At 61.9% G+C, this 16,748-nt stretch carries 15 protein-coding genes and 1 tRNA gene; 8 read left to right on the forward strand and 8 right to left on the reverse strand.

What is annotated here, in order from left to right:
- Positions 1-35: 35 nt before the first annotated feature.
- Both NKI15_RS10260 and rpoZ read right to left on the reverse strand, forming a co-directional pair.
- On the reverse strand, positions 36-2,267 hold the full coding sequence (locus tag NKI15_RS10260) for a RelA/SpoT family protein (RefSeq protein WP_023670236.1): 2,232 nt from the start codon (positions 2,265-2,267) through the stop codon (positions 36-38).
- 127 nt (positions 2,268-2,394) lie between these two features.
- Positions 2,395-2,796: a DNA-directed RNA polymerase subunit omega gene (gene rpoZ, locus NKI15_RS10265; protein WP_023670235.1), complete on the reverse strand. Its 402-nt coding sequence runs from the start codon at positions 2,794-2,796 to the stop codon at positions 2,395-2,397.
- A 332-nt stretch (positions 2,797-3,128) separates the two neighbouring features.
- Between rpoZ and NKI15_RS10270 the strand changes: the two genes are divergently transcribed.
- Together NKI15_RS10270 and NKI15_RS10275 are read left to right on the forward strand one after the other, a co-directional pair.
- Entirely contained in the window at positions 3,129-3,710 is a 582-nt protein-coding gene (locus NKI15_RS10270) for a LabA-like NYN domain-containing protein (protein ID WP_023670234.1), read from the forward strand.
- Positions 3,707-4,372 (forward strand): uracil-DNA glycosylase, encoded by a 666-nt coding sequence (locus tag NKI15_RS10275; RefSeq protein ID WP_023738564.1) that lies wholly within the window; start codon positions 3,707-3,709, stop codon positions 4,370-4,372. The genes NKI15_RS10270 and NKI15_RS10275 overlap by 4 nt, the downstream gene beginning before the upstream one ends.
- Positions 4,373-4,640: 268 nt before the next feature.
- On the opposite strand, the gene NKI15_RS10280 is transcribed toward NKI15_RS10275, so the two are convergent.
- From NKI15_RS10280 to dapA, 3 genes are all read right to left on the reverse strand, one after another.
- Positions 4,641-5,360, reverse strand: coding sequence for a glycoside hydrolase family 25 protein (locus tag NKI15_RS10280; RefSeq protein WP_031246407.1), 720 nt, complete (start codon positions 5,358-5,360; stop codon positions 4,641-4,643).
- Between the two features lie 70 nt (positions 5,361-5,430).
- Entirely contained in the window at positions 5,431-5,910 is a 480-nt protein-coding gene (gene smpB, locus NKI15_RS10285) for an SsrA-binding protein SmpB (RefSeq protein ID WP_023687280.1), read from the reverse strand.
- A 25-nt stretch (positions 5,911-5,935) separates the two neighbouring features.
- Positions 5,936-6,817 (reverse strand): 4-hydroxy-tetrahydrodipicolinate synthase, encoded by an 882-nt coding sequence (gene dapA, locus NKI15_RS10290; RefSeq protein ID WP_023732000.1) that lies wholly within the window; start codon positions 6,815-6,817, stop codon positions 5,936-5,938.
- 278 nt (positions 6,818-7,095) lie between these two features.
- On the opposite strand from dapA, the gene NKI15_RS10295 reads away from it, so the two are divergent.
- Positions 7,096-9,129 carry a lytic transglycosylase domain-containing protein gene (locus NKI15_RS10295; RefSeq protein WP_023732001.1) on the forward strand — a complete coding sequence of 678 codons (2,034 nt, stop codon included), beginning with the start codon at positions 7,096-7,098 and terminating at the stop codon, positions 9,127-9,129.
- Between the two features lie 310 nt (positions 9,130-9,439).
- Positions 9,440-10,342 (forward strand): alpha/beta fold hydrolase, encoded by a 903-nt coding sequence (locus NKI15_RS10300; protein WP_352514213.1) that lies wholly within the window; start codon positions 9,440-9,442, stop codon positions 10,340-10,342.
- 57 nt (positions 10,343-10,399) lie between these two features.
- Here NKI15_RS10300 and NKI15_RS10305 read toward each other — a convergent pair whose 3' ends face one another.
- The gene (locus NKI15_RS10305; RefSeq protein ID WP_352514212.1) at positions 10,400-11,476 is read right to left on the reverse strand and encodes a tyrosine-type recombinase/integrase; all 1,077 of its coding nucleotides are present in this window, start codon (positions 11,474-11,476) and stop codon (positions 10,400-10,402) included.
- Between the two features lie 240 nt (positions 11,477-11,716).
- Entirely contained in the window at positions 11,717-12,931 is a 1,215-nt protein-coding gene (locus tag NKI15_RS10310) for a porin (protein ID WP_023731410.1), read from the reverse strand.
- Positions 12,932-13,395: 464 nt separating this feature from the next.
- Between NKI15_RS10310 and NKI15_RS10315 the strand changes: the two genes are divergently transcribed.
- The 3 genes from NKI15_RS10315 to NKI15_RS10325 all read left to right on the forward strand — a co-directional run bounded on the left by NKI15_RS10315 (position 13,396) and on the right by NKI15_RS10325 (position 15,288).
- Positions 13,396-13,486 (forward strand) — tRNA-Ser (locus NKI15_RS10315).
- Between the two features lie 260 nt (positions 13,487-13,746).
- Entirely contained in the window at positions 13,747-13,989 is a 243-nt protein-coding gene (locus NKI15_RS10320; protein WP_023670218.1) for a GIY-YIG nuclease family protein, read from the forward strand.
- Between the two features lie 123 nt (positions 13,990-14,112).
- The gene (locus tag NKI15_RS10325) at positions 14,113-15,288 is read left to right on the forward strand and encodes a porin (RefSeq protein ID WP_023743754.1); all 1,176 of its coding nucleotides are present in this window, start codon (positions 14,113-14,115) and stop codon (positions 15,286-15,288) included.
- A 91-nt stretch (positions 15,289-15,379) separates the two neighbouring features.
- On the opposite strand, the gene NKI15_RS10330 is transcribed toward NKI15_RS10325, so the two are convergent.
- Positions 15,380-15,541 carry a hypothetical protein gene (locus tag NKI15_RS10330; RefSeq protein ID WP_023687272.1) on the reverse strand — a complete coding sequence of 54 codons (162 nt, stop codon included), beginning with the start codon at positions 15,539-15,541 and terminating at the stop codon, positions 15,380-15,382.
- Between NKI15_RS10330 and NKI15_RS10335 the strand changes: the two genes are divergently transcribed.
- Complete coding sequence (locus NKI15_RS10335) at positions 15,540-16,652, forward strand: pyridoxal phosphate-dependent aminotransferase (RefSeq protein ID WP_023747472.1); 1,113 nt, start codon at positions 15,540-15,542, stop codon at positions 16,650-16,652. The two genes, NKI15_RS10330 and NKI15_RS10335, sit on opposite strands and share 2 nt — an antisense overlap.
- The last annotated feature ends 96 nt before the right edge of the window (positions 16,653-16,748 follow it).

Consider the following 16,748-nt stretch of genomic DNA (forward strand, 5'->3'; position numbering starts at 1 on the left):
ATTCACTACACCATTCACTATTCACTATTCACTATTCACCCATTCACACGCCGCGCATCGCTGACGCTCGAATTATCCTTGAGCTGCGACAGCAGCCGGTTGAGGTGCTTCAGATCCCAGACTTCGAGATCGATCAGCATTTCGGTGAAGTCGGGCGCGGTGCGCACCATAGACAGCGTATGAATGTTGGCGTCGTTGGAGGCAACGACCTGGGCGATATCGGCGAGCGAGCCCGGCGCGTTGATGGCGGTGACCGAGACGCGCGCCGGAAAGCGCTCCTTGGTCTGCTCGTCAATGTCCCAGCGCACGTCGATCCAGCGCTCCGGCTGGTCGTCGAAGGCCTGCAGCGCCGGCGACTGGATGGGATAGATGGTGATGCCGGTGCCCGGCTGGACGATGCCGACGATGCGGTCGCCGGGCACGGCCCCTTCCGGCGCGAAACGCACCGGCAGGTCGCCGCGCACGCCGCGGATCGGTACCGCGCCATCGCGCGGCTGGTCCTTGTCCTTGCGCGCGGCTCGGGTGCCGGGCATCTGGAACAGCATGCCGGCGGCGTTGCGGATCTTCGACCAGCCCTCCTCGCGCTGCTTGGGGGCACTGACGGTGACGCGCTCGTCCTTGTAGTCTGGGAAGACGGCCTTCATGACGTCGGTCGAGGCGAGTTCGCCGCGCCCGACCGAGGCCAGCACATCCTCGATGTCCTTGCGCGCCAGCCGGTGCAGCACCGGCTTCAGGCTTTCCTTGGTGAAGGTCTTGCCGGCGCGTTCGAAGGCGCGCTCGAGAATGCGGGCACCAAGACCTGAATATTGCTTGCGAATGGCGTTCTTGGTGGCGCGGCGGATGGCTGAACGCGCCTTGCCGGTGACCACCACCGACTCCCAGGCCGCCGGCGGCACTTGCGCCTTGGAGCGGATGATCTCGACCTCGTCGCCGTTCTTCAGTTCCGTCATTAGCGGCATGATGCGGCCGTTGACCTTGGCACCGACGCAGGTGTCGCCGACATCGGTGTGCACGGCATAGGCGAAGTCGATGGGCGTGGCGCCGCGCGGCAGCGCAATCAGCATGCCTTTCGGCGTGAAGCAGAATACCTGGTCCTGGAACAGCTCCAGCTTGGTATTTTCGAGGAAGTCTTCCGGGTTGTCGCCTTCTGCCAGTTGCTCGATGGTGCGCCGCAGCCAGGCATAGGCGTTGGTCTCCTTCGAGATCGCATGGGCGGCACCGTTCGTCTTGCCGCCGGTGTCCTTGTAGATCGAATGGGCGGCGACGCCATATTCGGCGATCTTGTTCATCTCGCGGGTGCGGATCTGCAGTTCGACGCGCTGGCGCGATGGGCCGACAATGGTGGTGTGGATCGAACGGTAGTCGTTCTGCTTGGGCGTAGAAATGTAATCCTTGAAGCGGCCAGGTACCATCGACCATGTGGTGTGAATGGCGCCGAGCGCGCGGTAACAGTCTTCGACGCTGTCGACGACGACGCGGAAGCCGAAGATGTCCGAGAGCTGCTCGAAGGACAGCGCCTTGGCCTCCATCTTGCGGAACACCGACCACGGCTTCTTCTGCCGGCTCTTCACCCCGGCATTGATGGCATGCTTCTCGAACAGCGCCGACAGCGCCTTTTCGATGTCGGTCAGCACACCCTTGTTGCGCTCGAATATCTCGGCAAGCCGCGCGGTGACGGCGCGGTAGGCTTCCGGATTGATGAAGCGGAAGGCGATCTCTTCCAGCTCCTCACGCATGCCTTGCATGCCCATGCGCCCGGCCAGCGGCGCGTAGATGTCCATCGTCTCCTCGGCGATGCGCAGGCGCTTGGCCTCGGGCATGTGGTCGAGGGTGCGCATGTTGTGCAAACGGTCGGCGAGCTTGACCAGCAGAACGCGGACATCCTCCGAGATGGCCAGCAACAGCTTGCGCAGGTTTTCTGCCTGCTCGGCCTTCTTGGAGACGAGATCGAGCTTCTTCAGCTTGGTTAGGCCTTCGACCAGCTTGCCCATTTCGGGGCCGAACAGATCGTCAATCTCGGCCCTCGTCGCGGTGGTGTCCTCGATCGTGTCGTGCAGCAAGGCGACAGCGATCGTCGCCTCATCCATGTGCATTTCGGTGAGGATGGCGGCGACTTCGAGCGGATGCGAGAAATAGGGATCGCCGGAAGCGCGCTTCTGGTGGCCATGCTTCTGCATGGCGTAGACATAGGCCTTGTTGAGCAGCGCCTCATTGACGTCAGGCTTGTAGCGCGCAACGCGCTCGACAAGCTCATACTGACGCATCATGGGCGGGTTCTCACGGTGCTGAAATGATTGATGCGCCGCACTGATGTACGGCGCATCTCATAGATAGCCACGAAACACACGGGACGGAAGTGCCGGAACGATATTCCCGGCAGGTCCAGGGCAGCGATTAGTAGTCGTCGCTCTTTTCCGGGGGAACCAGGCCCTCGATGCCGGCCAAAAGGTCTTCCTCGGTCATGCGATCGAAGGTGACGTTTTCTTCCGCGTCGTCGGCGTCGGTAGCTGCAACTGCGTTGCCGGTCTGGTCGGCGATCGCCTCGCCGTCGGCCTCGGGCTCGTCAACTTCGACATGCTTCTGCAGCGAGTGGATCAGATCTTCCTTGAGGTCGTCGGGCGACAGCGTCTCGTCGGCGATCTCGCGCAGCGCCACGACCGGGTTCTTGTCGTTGTCGCGCGGCACGGTGATCGGCGCGCCCTGGCTGATCTGGCGGGCGCGATGGCCGGCAAGCAGCACGAGCTCGAAGCGGTTGTCGACCTTGTCGATGCAGTCTTCAACGGTTACGCGGGCCATTGATTGCCCCTTTCATGCCTGGATTTGATGGAAAACAGGCGCGGTCCATAACCCGAACGCCGCCAAAATACAAGCATTATGGCTCTGTGGCCCCATGGGCTGGCGAATGCCAGCTTCTGGCGCCGCTGAATGCCTTGCCGGCGAAGCCCGCCTACCGGGCGACGACACGGCTCCGATCACAATTGCTTGCAGTGCGCCCCGGCACCCTTGGATTGCCGTAAAACTGGCGCTATCTCGGTTGACGAAAGGTCAGCCGGTTTATTTGCGAGCCGAGCGATATAAACGACCCATTTCGATTAGTCCGCCACCTATTTCGAAAAAGGAATATTGCCATGTTCGACCCCCGTGAAAAAATCGCTCTTTTCATAGACGGCGCCAATCTCTACGCCACCTCGCGCGCACTCGGCTTCGACATAGACTACCGCAAACTGCTATCCAGCTTCCAGAAGCGCGGCTATTTGCTGCGGGCCTATTACTACACCGCTCTGGTCGAGGATCAGGAATACTCTTCGATCCGTCCCCTGATCGACTGGCTCGACTATAATGGCTTCAAGGTGGTGACCAAGCCGGCCAAGGAGTTCACCGACTCGACCGGCCGCCGCAAGATCAAGGGCAATATGGACATCGAACTGACCGTCGATGCGCTCGAACTTGCCGATGTTGTCGACCACTATGTCATCTTCTCCGGCGACGGCGACTTCCGCACACTGGTCGAAGCGCTGCAGCGGCGCGGCCGCAAGGTCTCGATCGTCTCCACCATGGCCTCGCAACCACCGATGATCTCGGACGATCTGCGCCGCCAGGCCGACCATTTCATCGATTTGACCTCGCTGAAGAACGAGGTCGGCCGCGATCCCTCCGAACGGCCGGTGCGCAGGCCCGAGCCGGCCGAAGTCGAAGAGGAAGACTATTGACGGCGGCGGCCTTGGACGCCGCTCCCGAACCCGACCGCGACTGCCCCCTCTGCCCGCGCCTGCATGATTTCATCGCAGACTGGCGGCAGCGCGAGCCGTCGTGGTTTAATGCGCCGGTGCCGACTTTCCTGCCGCCTGATGGCGAGGACGCCGTCGAGCTGCTGATCGTCGGGCTGGCGCCCGGCCTGCGCGGCGCCAACCGCACCGGGCGACCGTTCACCGGCGACTATGCCGGCGACCTGCTCTACTCAACGATGATCGCTCACGGTCTTGCCCGCGGCGAGTTCAAGGCGCGGCCGGATGACGGGCTCGAACTGATCGGCACCGCGATCACCAATGCGGTGCGCTGCGTGCCGCCGGAGAACAAGCCGGTCGGCGCCGAGATCGCCACTTGCCGCAGCTTTCTGGTGCCGACGATCGCGCGCTTTCCGAAATTGCGCGCCGTGCTGGCGCTGGGCTCGATCGCCCACCAGTCGACCGTCAGGGCGCTCGGTCAGCGCGTCGCTGCCTATCCGTTCAAGCACGGCGGTCAGTTGCCGGCCGGCGGCGTCACGCTGTTTTCCAGCTATCACTGCTCGCGCTACAACACCAACACTGGGGTGCTGACCGAAGCGATGTTCGTCAAGGTATTCAGCGACATCGCCGCCTTCTTGCGGAAGTAGCGTCCTTCAAAACCATCCAGCACGATCTTGCCCTTGGCTTGCCCGGGCGCGGATGACGAAGCTTGCCGAAAGGCGGGCATGACGAGACAGGCGCTCTCCAAAGCCTTGAGCGGCGACGGGAACCCGGAATTGCGACAATCATGAAAGTCCTGGAAGCGCTCGGTCTGAAACCGACCTTCGTTAGCGCGCAGACTGGCCGGAACGCTGGGTAGGGCCGATCAGCGCCGCGATGTTTGGTTCCAATCTCGCGCCGGTCGAGCACGCCAGGTCAAGGCGCGGCAAACAACTCAGCCAGCTTCTCCTGCCCGCCCCTCAGCACATTCAGATCGACATCGCCGGTGATGCCGTCGACGCGGCCCATATTGTGGTACTGCCAGTAGATCCAGTCGTTGCGACCTGGCTCCAGGAGCAACGAGCGACGCCAGAGCGGGCGAACGTCGATTTTCCCGGCATAGGCGTCCTCGGCCTCGTCGGTCAGGTAGATGATCGCCGGCTTGCCGAACGCAGCTTCAACCGGTCCGAGGAAGGCCTGGAGTTCCGCGCTCAGCTGCTCCGGCGACGGGCGTTGCGGGCAGTTGCCGCCGAATTCGATGTCGACGACCGGTGGCAGCAGCGGCTGGTCGTGCGGCACCACCGCGATGAAATTTTTCGCCTGGTCGGCGCCCGGCCGGCAGAAGGTGAAGAAGTGATAGGCGCCGACGGCGAGGCCCGCCGCGCGCGCCTCGCGCAGATTCTTGGCGAAGGCATCGTCGACATGGTCGCCGCCCTCGGTCGCCTTGATGACCGCGAAGGCGACATCGTCGGCGGCAACGCGCCGCCAGTCGATCTCACCCTGATGATGGGAAACGTCGATACCCCTGACCGGATAGCTGTCACGATCCGGCGAGAAGGCCCGGAAATAGAAGAAGCCGCCTGCCCCGACAAGACCCGCAAAGACCAGACTGGCCGCACCCCAGAGGATGATCCGGTTCTTCAAGCCTTCCCCCATCGTGTTTTGCTGCTGCAGCTGTTCGAAACCTGAAAGCCGACGTCTGGCTTTTCTGGGACTGCCCGAGGTTCTAGCCGCGTTCCTTCATGAGCCGGCCCTTTTCGCGCGACCAGTCGCGCTGCTTTTCGCTCTCGCGCTTGTCGTGCAGTTTCTTGCCGCGGCCGACGGCGAGCAGCAGCTTGGCACGGCCCTGGTCGTTGAAGTAGATTTTCAGCGGCACCAGCGTCATGCCTTCGCGGTCGATGCTCTGCGCCAGTTTTGCCATCTCGCGCTTGTTGAGCAGAAGCTTGCGACGCCGCCTGGGCTCGTGGTTGAAGCGGTTGGCCTGCAGGTATTCCGGCAGATAGGAATTGATCAGCCAGATCTCGCCACCCTCGACCGAGGCGTAGCTGTCCTGGATGTTGGCCTGGCCCTGGCGCAGCGACTTGACCTCGGTGCCGGTCAGCACCAGGCCGGCCTCGACCGTGTCGAGCACCTCATAGGAAAACCGCGCCTTGCGGTTTTCCGCAACGGTTTTGTTGTTTGGATCGGCTTTTCTGACCTGGTTCATGATGTGGAGAGGTGGCGCCTCATCCCTAGTTTATCAAGCCGGCGTGCTTCATCGCCGCATCGATCTTCTCGGCGGTCGACGCCTCGATGGTCACCAGCGGCGAGCGCACCACGTTCTCGACCTTGCCAATCTTCGACAGCGCGTATTTGACGCCGCACAGGCCGGGCTCAAGGAAGATCGCCTTGTGCAGCGGCAACAGACGGTCCTGCAATTCCAGCGCCTTGGCGCTGTCACCGGACAGTGTGGCTTCCTGGAATTCGGCGCACAGCCGCGGCGCGACATTCGACGTCACCGAGATGCAGCCGACGCCGCCATGGGCGTTGAAGCCGAGCGCCGAGGCATCCTCCCCTGAAAGCTGGATGAAATCCTTGCCGCAGGTGGCGCGCTGTTCGGACACGCGCTCGACCTTGCCGGTGGCATCCTTGACGCCGACGATGTTCTGGAAGTCGTGCGCCAGCCTGCCCATCGTCTCCGGCATCATGTCGATCACCGAGCGCGGCGGGATGTTGTAGATGATGATCGGCAGCTTGGTCGCCCTGGCGACAGCGGCGAAATGCTCGTACAAGCCGCGCTGTGTTGGCTTGTTGTAATAAGGCGTGACCACCAGAGCGGCGTCGGCGCCCGCCTGCTCGGCATATTGCACCAGACCGACCGCTTCCGCGGTGTTGTTGGAGCCGGCGCCGGCGACGACCGGAGCGCGCCCCTTGGCCACCTCGATGCAGACCTTGACGACATGGCGATGCTCGTCATGCGACAGCGTCGGCGACTCGCCGGTGGTGCCGACCGGGACGAGGCCCGTCGTGCCCTCGCCAAGTTGCCATTCGACGAAGGCGCGAAAGGCTTTCTCGTCGAAACGCCCGCTCTTTTCGAACGGTGTCACGAGCGCAGTAAGCGAGCCTCTCAGCATGTCGTCCAACTCCTTGGAACTTGTTTGTTTATGCGTATCATCGTCCCAAAACCGGTTCCCGCTTTTGGGCGACATGCATCGGGCGCCTTCTAGCCGAAAGCGAAGCCGCGCACCATAGTCTCGACACTGTTGCGCGGCAAGCATGCCGATGGTGCCAGCAAGCGCAATTCGAACGGCCTCGATAACCCTTTGTTTACGAGCTCTTCACGACCTAAGTCTAGGCTCTCGGGCACCTGGGCTTGCCACCTAAAGTGCCGCAACAGGGAAAGATCAGGATCATGCCGGCCAGTCGGCCACTCCGCTTCATATTGCTTGGCGCCGTTGCCCTGCTGATAGTGGGGACGGCGGCAAACGAGAGCGTCGACGAGCAGACGACCTCATCGATCCCGATGCCTGACATGCAAGATGGAGCGCAGACCGATGCGCCCTCCGCCAATATCGCCGTGCTGAAAAGCGGTCTCGACGCGTTGGCGACCGGCGATATCGCCGCGGCACGAGCGGTGCGCGAAACATTGCCGGCCAGTTCGCTGGACCGCCATATCCTGGCCTGGGCGATCGCGCTCTATGGCGGCGACCGTGTGCCGAGCAGCGAGATTGCCGATACCGCAAAGATGTTGCCGAATTGGCCGGGCACCATCGCTCTGCGCAAGAACAGCGAGCGCGCGCTTTATCGCGAAAACCCCTCGCCGCAGACCGTGGTGAAAGCCTTTGACGGCAGCCAGCCGCTGACCTTTCAAGGCGTGGTCATCCTTGCCCGTTCTTATGTAGCTCTTGGCAACACCAAGGCTGCGCTTTCCGTGCTGTCGCCATTCTGGCGCACCGAGAAGCTGGAAGCCAGGGACGAGGCGGCCGTCAGCAAGGAGTTTGGCGCCATCATTCCGGCTGCCGACCATCGTTTCCGCATGGAACGGATGTTTTATGCCGACCGGGAGAATTCGGCACTGCGGGTCGCAGCACTTGCCGGCGCGCAACCGCTGGCCGATGCCTGGGCCGCCGCCTCGCGTGGCGACAAGAACGCGGCCAAGCTGTTGAAAGCAGTGCCTGCCGCACAGCAATCGGCCGGCTATTTCTTCGCGCAAGCCGAATATCTGCGCAAGCAGCGGAAGTTTGCGGACGCCGCCGCGGTGATGATGAAAGCGCCAACGAACCGCGACGCGTTGGTCGATCCCGATGCCTGGTGGGTAGAACGCCGCGTGCTGTCGCGCGCGCTGGTCGATCAGAGCGACTGGAAGACCGCCTACAAGATCGTTGCCGCGCACGCCGCCGAAAGTCCCGCCAGCGCCGCCGAGGCTGAATTCCACGCCGGCTGGTATGCGCTGCGCGGCCTCAACGATCCTGCGACGGCCTCGACCCATTTTGCCCGCATCGCCGATCTCGCGCAGGGACCGATGTCGCTGTCACGCGCCTATTACTGGCTTGGCCGCGCGGCGGAAGTCGGCGGTCCCGGCAATGCGAAGGATTATTTCACCAAGGCGGCAGCCTATGGCACCACTTTCTACGGGCAGTTGGCGGCGGAACGGGTTGGCTTGCGCACGCTGAACATCGCCTATCCCGAGCCAAGCACTGTCGACCGCCAAAGCTTTGACGGCCGCGAAGCCGTCAGCGCCATCAAGCGGCTGCAGGAGGCGGGCTACGACCGCTATGCCGAGACGCTTTACCGCGACCTCGCCGGGCAGTTGACCAGCCCCGGCGAGCTGGCGCTGCTTGCCTTGCTGGCGGAAAAGCAGGGCAATCATTTCATGGCGCTGAAGATCGGCAAGATCGCCGGCGCGCGCGGCATCGATGTCGGCGCGCTGTCGCATCCGCTGGGCGTCATTCCCGACACCGCCGACATTTCCGGCTCGGGCAAGGCGCTGGCCTACGCGATCGCCCGCCAGGAAAGCGAATTCAATGTCGGCGCCGTCTCCAGCGCCGGCGCGCGCGGCCTGCTGCAGCTGATGCCGGGCACCGCCAAGCAATTGGCGAAGAAGGCAGGACTGAGCTTTTCCCAGGATCGGCTGACCAGCGATGCCGGCTACAATGCGACGTTGGGGGCTGCCTTCCTCGGCGAGCAGCTCGACCGCTTCGGCGGCTCCTATGTGCTGACCTTCGCCGGCTACAATGCCGGCCCCAACCGCGCCAGCCAATGGGTAGCCAAGTACGGCGACCCGCGCGGCAAGGGCATCGACGCCGTCGTCGACTGGATCGAGCGGATTCCCTACACCGAAACAAGAAGTTACGTGCAGCGCGTGATGGAGAATTACGAGGTCTACAAGATGCGTATTTCGGGGAAGTACGACATCGTTGGGGATTTGGTGAACGGGCGGGGTTGAGGCGGCAGAGCTGTCGCCATGGCAGACGTTGGCGATCCTTCGCGCCCCCCTCTGGCCTGCCGGCCATCTCCCCCACGAGTGGGGAGATCAGCTGTCGTTGCCGATTTCGCCAATCTCCAACGTCGAAGGAAGGGCGTAGCGCCTGAACCGCCAATCTCCCCCCTCGTGGGGGAGATGTCCGGCAGGACAGAGGGGGGCGCTGTCCCTCCGACATTTCCAAGAGTGTCAGCTTGCCGACAACCCTCGATTTAACCGCTCCCACCCTCGCCTGTAGCAGACGGAGACAATCCGGCCAGGGAGTCCTTTCAATATGTCGAGCACCGACGGCTTTTCCGATTTCTTCTACACAGCGCCGGACGGCCTCAGACTTCACGCTCGCATCTACGGTGAGACAAACTCGGGAAACTGGCCGGTGGTCTGCCTGCCCGGCCTGACCCGCAACGCGCGCGACTTTCATGAGTTGGCGCTTTATTTGTCACAGCGGGCCGACAATCCGCGCAAGGTCATCGCCTTCGACTACCGTGGCCGCGGCCAGTCCGCTTACGACCCTGATATCGGCCACTACACTATCGCCATCGAGGCCGGCGATGTCCTCGCCGGGCTGGCTGCCCTGGACGTCGAGGAAGCGGCCTTCATCGGCACATCGCGTGGCGGACTGATCATCCACGTGCTCGGCGCGCTGCGGCCAGCCATACTGAAAGCCATAGTGCTGAACGACATCGGACCCGTGATCGAGGCCGCGGGGCTGGCCCATATCCAAACCTATCTCGACCCGGCACCGAAACCGAAGAGCCGCCATGAGGCGATCGATGCGCAACGCGTCGCGCACGGAGCGGATTTTCCCGCTCTGACCGCGGCGGATTGGGAGCGGATGGTGTCGGCCCTCTACCGCGAGACGGACGAAGGCCTCCTGTTGCCGGATTTCGACCCCCAACTGGTCGAGACGGTGGCGGGCCTCGACCTCAGCAAGCCGTTGCCGGATCTGTGGCCACAGTTCGAGGCGCTGGCGGCGATACCTTTGCTTGCCATTCGCGGCGCCAACTCGAAACTCTTGTCGGCCGACACACTCGACGAGATGCAAAAGCGTCATCCCGGCATGGAAGCGACCACCGTCGAGGGCCAAGGCCATGCCCCCTTCCTGGAGACAGGCAACCTGCCGGGCGCTATCGCGGCCTTCCTGGATGGAGTACTAAATACGGCCCAGGATAAGTAAACCCCAAGATCATATGATCCTGGGGTTGCCATGGCAGTATATGAAAGCCTTGGGTAACTATTTGGCTTTCGAGCTTTTCCGGGGCGTCTTGGGTGCCTTCGCAGCTGCCGCTTTGCTCTTTTGGGCAGGTGCCGGCACTGAGGCCGTGGTCAGCGGCGATGCGAAGGCGGAGTTTTTTCCATCGCCGGATAACCCCTCGCCGCGGGGCGTTTCCAGCACGACAACGCAGCCGTCGAGATCGTTGGTGGCCAGATGCGCATAGCGCATGGTCATCGAAAGCGTCTGGTGGCCGAGCCACATCTGCACGCGGCGGATGTCGATGCCGCCCTGGACCAGACGTGAGGCGCAGGTGTGACGCAAGATGTGCGGCACCACCTGGTCGTCGGCGCCGAGGCCGACCTCGGCCTTGGCATCGTTCCAGATGGCGCGAAACTGCGCCTGGCTGAGTTTGGTGAACGGACCTTTGGGCCGGCGGCCCTCTGAGGGCGGCAGTTTGATCACCTCTTTGACCCGCTCGGTCATCGGGATGGTGCGGCTGCGTCCGGATTTGGTGATCCAAAACGAGACGCGGTGTTCCTGGATGTCGTTCCAGATCAGTCCGAGCGCCTCGCCGAGACGGCATCCGGTGTCCACGAGAAAGCATGAAAGACGGTAGGCATCCTCGCTGCGGGTCCTGATGGCGGCGAACAGCCTTGCTTCTTCGTCCCTTTCGAGGAAACGTATCCGTCCCGCCCGCTCCTTCTGGCGGCGGAACTCGGGTAGGCTGTGGATATCCCCCATCTTGTAAGCCTTGCGCAGCAGTTTGCTGAGGGCAGCCATCTTTCGATTGATGGTTGCGTTGCTGTTGCCGCGCTGGCGCAAGGTGCCGATAAGGTTGTCAAGGGTGCTCTGGTCGAAGGCGCTGAACCGTTCTCCGAGGAGAATCTCGTCTATTTCGCCGATGAAGGAGCTGACATTGTACTTATGTCGCCCATCATCCCAGAGTATGTCTCGGTACGCTGAAAAAAGCTCTCCGACCCGGTGCGACTTTACTTCTCTGATCTTGTTGTAGCTGTATTTTATCTTCGCATTTTGAGAAGAGAACATTGAGAAATGTTCGGAGGGGTCGCCCTCTTGTATCGCTTCGATGGTCATAAATTGCCACACCCCCGAGTGGATAGAGTCAGACCTACCCGCTTGGAAGCGTCCTTTCAAGAGATTTAATCACGCAGTTGTGAATTCATCCACCATCAGCGGATCCCACGAACTCACCCTACGGACTGTTCAGCTGCCGATTCCCCCTGTTCCTTCTGCTTGTCTTGACCCAGTCACGAAACAAAAACAGCCCGGGCGTTTATGCGCCCGGGCTGGTATTCACTTGCCTAAAGCCAGACCTTAGAACGAGCGCTGGAAGCGGAGCATGCCGCCGATGGCGTCGTCGCCATCAGTAATACCGGTCCAGTTGTGGTTCGTGCCAAGGGTATCGACCTCATCGATCTTGCCTGCATTGACGTAGTCAACTTCGGCAGTGATCGTGAACCCGGGAACGACGTCGTAGGCGATGTTGGCTGCGATGCCGAGGTTTTCACCTTCGTCATACGAAACCTGAGCGTTGAACGAGGTCTTCTCGTTGATGGTGTAGGTGCCACCACCCCAGACTGCCCAGTTGCCATCCCACGGCTTGTAGAAGCCGCGGCCGCCGGCCGGGAACGCGTAGCCCGTATCCGTCAGGTTGTCGTCGGTGCCGTAGCCGCCCATGATGAAGAGCGACAGGTTCTGCATCGGGGTGATGTCCAAACGAACCTTGCCGGAGACTTCTTCATAGTTGCTGTCGTAAGCGATGACGCCGGTGATGGCGCCCCAGCCCTGCGTGTACTTCAAGCCGCCGACGACATGCGGAACGTAGCTGTCGATCGTGCCCACGCCGTAGGAACCGGGAGTACCGCCGCCCGCGCCTTCTTCGAGCGAGATCACGGCCGAGAAGCCGTTGCCCGCATCGAAATAGTACTGGATGACGTTGGTGTCGAAATCGCCGTAGGGAACCAGCGTATCCTGAATGACGTTGCCGGCGTAGCCGATGAACGTGTTGAAGGCCGATTCGTCCTTACCGACGCGCAGGCCACCGAGCTGGATCCAGGCGAAGTTCAGCGAGACAGTGTCGCCGTTGCCAGCAGCATTGGGCGAGCCAAAGAGGGGGCCGGCTCCGTCCGGATCGAAGCCCGAATCACGGTTGTTGTTCTGGAAGTTGAAGCGGGTCTCGGTGTAGGTCTTCAAGGTGCCGAGCTCGGTTTCCTGGCCGGTCCAGGTCTTCAGCGAGAAACGGGCGTGCTTGAACCAGGTGTCGTTGCTGCCACCGTCCTCAACGTCGGCAGACGTCGCACCGTCGAACGAGCCGACGTCGCCGGCGCCGATATCGTAGCGGATATAGCCGCCGATGCGCAGGCAGGTTTCGGTGCCGGGGATGTAGAAGTAGCCCGAGCCGTAAACGTCGCAAATCTTGACGTATTCAGCCGGTTCCGGCTCGGCGACGACGACGGCGTCGGCGGCGCGCGCACCGGAAACTGCGATCAGGGCCGCAGCGGAGCCGAGAAGAAGGCTCTTAATGTTCATTTTCTGACCTCCAGTCAAAAGTTAAAAAACGGGTCTGGGTATTCTTTGCTGAAGGACAGCGTTCCCTGCCCCATCCCCACTACCGAAAAAGATGCGCACCGCGCCGCTCCTTCGAAATCGACATTACCCATGAGGCGGCGGCGTTCAACCACGATCGTACGGGCGAAAGGGCTGTGCGGACGCTATCCCCATGCGTTGTTGCACAAATGACACGATTTGGCCTCAGTCAGAAAGCTCTCATTAACTATCGAAGGGCCTGCAAGCCTTATCCAGCGCCGCGCAATGTGGCCGAATCCGGCGATGGCCGGCCGGAATTGCGGCCATGTCGCCGACTCGCCAGCCAGGGAACTGCCGTAGAATCGCCGCATGCAAAACGCGCCGCTGCGGCGGAATGCGGATTTTTCAACGATTATCGCGCCGGCTTGTTGATTGTGCCGGCGCTTTTCTCTATCCAGCGGCGCAACGGAGAGGTGGCCGAGTGGTCGAAGGCGCTCCCCTGCTAAGGGAGTAGAGGTCAAAAGCTTCTCGTGGGTTCGAATCCCATCCTCTCCGCCATCCTGCTTCGCTCTTCGAGCTTCGCAGGACAAACCCAACCCTCAGCGCGAAGCAGGATGGCGGAGAGGATGCCCTCCGAAGCCTTGGCGTAGGAGGGCCGGACCGTGTGGTGTGCTACGTGCCGCACAGCGTAAGCCCAGAGAAACCCTTGCAAAATTCGATTGGCAGTCCTGCTTCGCTCTTCGAGCTTCGCAGGACAAGCCCACCTCAGCGCGAAGCAGGAGGATGCCCTCCGAAGCCCCGGCAAAGGAGAGCAGCTCATGTGGTATGTGTATCTTCTGGAAAGTACGGCTGCGGAAGGCGAACGCTATATCGGCATAACGACGGACCTGAAACGGCGGCTTGTCGAGCACAATGCGGGGAAATCCAGCCATACATCCAAGTTTCTGCCGTGGCGGATCGTCACCTATATGGCCTTTTCGAACCAGGCCAAGGCAGCTTCATTCGAGCGCTATCTCAAATCCGGTTCAGGGCATGCTTTCGCCAACAAGCGCCTGTGGTGATGGCCGCATCACCTGCCGCAAAGGTCCATCTTTTCAATAAACTTCAACAATAACAATTGATTACAGCGAAAACGCTTGTCGCCGGCTTCACTATCTTGTTCGATTCTGACTGGAGGTCAGAAAATGAACATTAAGAGCCTTCTTCTCGGCTCCGCTGCGGCCTTGATCGCAGTTTCCGGTGCGCGCGCCGCCGACGCCGTCGTCGTCGCCGAGCCGGAACCGGCTGAATACGTCAAGATTTGCGACGTCTACGGCGCCGGCTACTTCTACATTCCCGGCACCGAAACCTGCCTGCGCATCGGCGGCTATGTCCGTTACGACATCGGTGCCGGCGACGTGGGTTCGTTCGATGGTGCGAGGTCCTTCGACCATAAGGATGGCGACGAGCAGGATACCTTCTACAAGAACGCCCGTTTCACGCTGAAGACCTGGACCGGCCAGGAAACCGAACTCGGCACCTTGAAGACCTACACCGAGACCCGCTTCAACTTTGGCAACCGCAACGGCTACCCCTCGGCAGACGATCCGACGACCGAAGCAGACGAGTTCAACTCCAACCCTGCCGGCAACAAGAACGTTTCGCTGAACTTCGCCTGGATCCAGCTCGGTGGCCTGCGCGTCGGTAAGGACGAATCGGCCTTCGACACGTTCATCGGCTACGCCGGCAACGTCCTCCAGGATACGCTCGTTCCCTACGGCGATTTCGATACCAACGTCGTCCAGTACTACTTCGATGCGGGCAACGGCTTCTCAGCCGTGGTCTCTCTCGAAGAAGGCTCCGGAACCGTTGGCACCATCGACAGCTACGTTCCGCATGTCGTTGGCGGCGTGAAGTACACGCAGGGCTGGGGCGCCATCACCGGCGTCGTCGCTTATGACAGCAACTATGAAGAAGTCGCCGGCAAAGTTCGTTTGGACATCACCCCGATGCAGAACCTGTCGCTCTTCATCATGGGCGGCTACGGCACCGACGACAATTTGACGGACTCGAGCTATGCGATCGACGCCGGCGGCCGCGGCTTCTACAAGCAGTGGGGCGGCAACTGGGCTTTCTGGGGTGGTGGCACCTACACCATCAACGAGAAGACCTCGTTCAATGCCCAGGTCTCGTATGACGAATGGAAGAATCTCGGTGTTGCCGCCAACATCGCCTACGACGTTGTTCCCGGCTTCACGGTCACGGCCGAAGTCGACTACCTCAATGCAGGCAAGTTCGACGACGCCAATTTCTCCAACTTCACCAACGCCGACAAGAAGAGCAGCATCGGCGGTCTCCTCCGCTTCCAGCGCTCGTTCTAAGACGCTCAGCCTGGCTGAAAATCGAACCCGGCGGGCAACCGCCGGGTTTTCTTTTTGAAGCGCCCGTCGCCATTGGCTGCAGTGCTGGCCTTCAAAAGGGTTGCCGCCTACCGGCGGTCAGGTCGTAGAGCGTGGCCACCCGCGCCGATTTCATCACGGGCGTGATGGCCACTATTTCCAGCCGCGCCAGAACTTGCGCCGTCCTATTGGGCACGCTAGCAAGAAGGCCCATCTTCTCGTGAGCCTTTGCCATGCGCCAGCGCCCTGCCCTCACGCCGCTTGTCGGCGCGCTTCCCTCGACGGTGCCGTTTGTCGGACCGGAAGCGCAGGAGCGCGAGCGCGGACGTGCTTTTCGCGCCCGCATCGGCGCCAATGAAAGCAGCTTCGGGCCTTCGCCGCGCGTTATCGCCCGTATGGAGCGCGTCGCGCGTGACCAGTGGATGTATTGCGATCCCGACAATTACGATCTGAAGCAGGCTGCGGCCCGCCATCTCGGCGTCGGCGCCGAAAACGTCGTGGTCGGCGAAGGCATAGACGGGCTGCTTAGCCTGGTGGCGCGCATGTATGTCGCGCCTGGCGACGCGGTGGTCACCTCGCTCGGTGCCTATCCGACGTTCAATTTCCACATTGCCGGCGTCGGCGGCCGGCTGGTCACGGTGCCTTACGAGAACGACAAGGAAAGTCTGGACGGCCTGCTCAAGGCCGTCGTCCGGGAAAAGGCGCCGCTGGTCTATCTCTCCAACCCGGACAACCCCATGGGCAGTTGGTGGGATGCAAGCGAGATCATCGCCTTCATTGAAGCCCTGCCGGAAACCACCATGCTGGTGTTCGACGAGGCCTATGGCGAATTGGGACCGGCCTCGGCGCTGCCGCCGATCGACGTCGCGCGGCCCAACGTCATCCGCATGCGCACCTTCTCCAAGGCATACGGGCTGGCCGGCATTCGCTGCGGCTATGCGGTGGCCGAGGCTGAGGTGATCCGCGATTTCGAGAAGATCCGCAACCATTACGGCGTCAGCCGCATGGCGCAGATCGCCGGCGTCGAGGCGCTGGCCGACCAGGACTGGCTGCACAGCGTGGTGGCGCGAGTCGCTGCCGGACGCGCACGTATAGCCGGGATTGCCGAGACGAACGGGCTGAAGCCGCTGCCATCGGCGACCAATTTCGTCACCATCGATTGCGGCAAGGACGGCGCCTTCGCGCTGAAAGTGCTGCAAAATCTTTTGTCGCGCGACGTTTTCATCCGCAAGCCGATGGCGCCAGGGCTCGACCGTTGCATAAGGGTCAGCGTCGGCCTCGATCATGAGCTCGACATCTTTGCCGAGGAACTGCCCGGCGCGCTCGCCGCTGCGCGGGGAAATTAGCCCGGCCGATTGCCGTCGCGACACGGCCTGCCAATGCCGCCAAAGGCCAAGACAGAATCAGCCGGGTCCCCGGCTTCCGTCGATCCAACAACAATC

This window comes from Mesorhizobium sp. M0862, from assembly GCF_040319795.1.
GTDB lineage: Bacteria > Pseudomonadota > Alphaproteobacteria > Rhizobiales > Rhizobiaceae > Mesorhizobium.

Excerpts from the sequence above, each read along its gene's own strand:
- NKI15_RS10320 (WP_023670218.1), top strand. The coding sequence starts at position 13,747 with ATGTGGTATGTGTATCTTCTGGAAAGTACGGCTGCGGAAGGCGAACGC.
- NKI15_RS10305 (WP_352514212.1), bottom strand. The coding sequence starts at position 11,476 with ATGACCATCGAAGCGATACAAGAGGGCGACCCCTCCGAACATTTCTCA.
- NKI15_RS10325 (WP_023743754.1), top strand. The coding sequence starts at position 14,113 with ATGAACATTAAGAGCCTTCTTCTCGGCTCCGCTGCGGCCTTGATCGCA.
- NKI15_RS10330 (WP_023687272.1), bottom strand. The coding sequence starts at position 15,541 with ATGGCAAAGGCTCACGAGAAGATGGGCCTTCTTGCTAGCGTGCCCAAT.
- NKI15_RS10270 (WP_023670234.1), top strand. The coding sequence starts at position 3,129 with ATGTTCGACCCCCGTGAAAAAATCGCTCTTTTCATAGACGGCGCCAAT.
- NKI15_RS10280 (WP_031246407.1), bottom strand. The coding sequence starts at position 5,360 with ATGGGGGAAGGCTTGAAGAACCGGATCATCCTCTGGGGTGCGGCCAGT.
- NKI15_RS10260 (WP_023670236.1), bottom strand. The coding sequence starts at position 2,267 with ATGATGCGTCAGTATGAGCTTGTCGAGCGCGTTGCGCGCTACAAGCCT.
- NKI15_RS10300 (WP_352514213.1), top strand. The coding sequence starts at position 9,440 with ATGTCGAGCACCGACGGCTTTTCCGATTTCTTCTACACAGCGCCGGAC.
- smpB (WP_023687280.1), bottom strand. The coding sequence starts at position 5,910 with ATGAACCAGGTCAGAAAAGCCGATCCAAACAACAAAACCGTTGCGGAA.
- dapA (WP_023732000.1), bottom strand. The coding sequence starts at position 6,817 with ATGCTGAGAGGCTCGCTTACTGCGCTCGTGACACCGTTCGAAAAGAGC.
- NKI15_RS10335 (WP_023747472.1), top strand. The coding sequence starts at position 15,540 with ATGCGCCAGCGCCCTGCCCTCACGCCGCTTGTCGGCGCGCTTCCCTCG.
- NKI15_RS10295 (WP_023732001.1), top strand. The coding sequence starts at position 7,096 with ATGCCGGCCAGTCGGCCACTCCGCTTCATATTGCTTGGCGCCGTTGCC.
- NKI15_RS10310 (WP_023731410.1), bottom strand. The coding sequence starts at position 12,931 with ATGAACATTAAGAGCCTTCTTCTCGGCTCCGCTGCGGCCCTGATCGCA.
- rpoZ (WP_023670235.1), bottom strand. The coding sequence starts at position 2,796 with ATGGCCCGCGTAACCGTTGAAGACTGCATCGACAAGGTCGACAACCGC.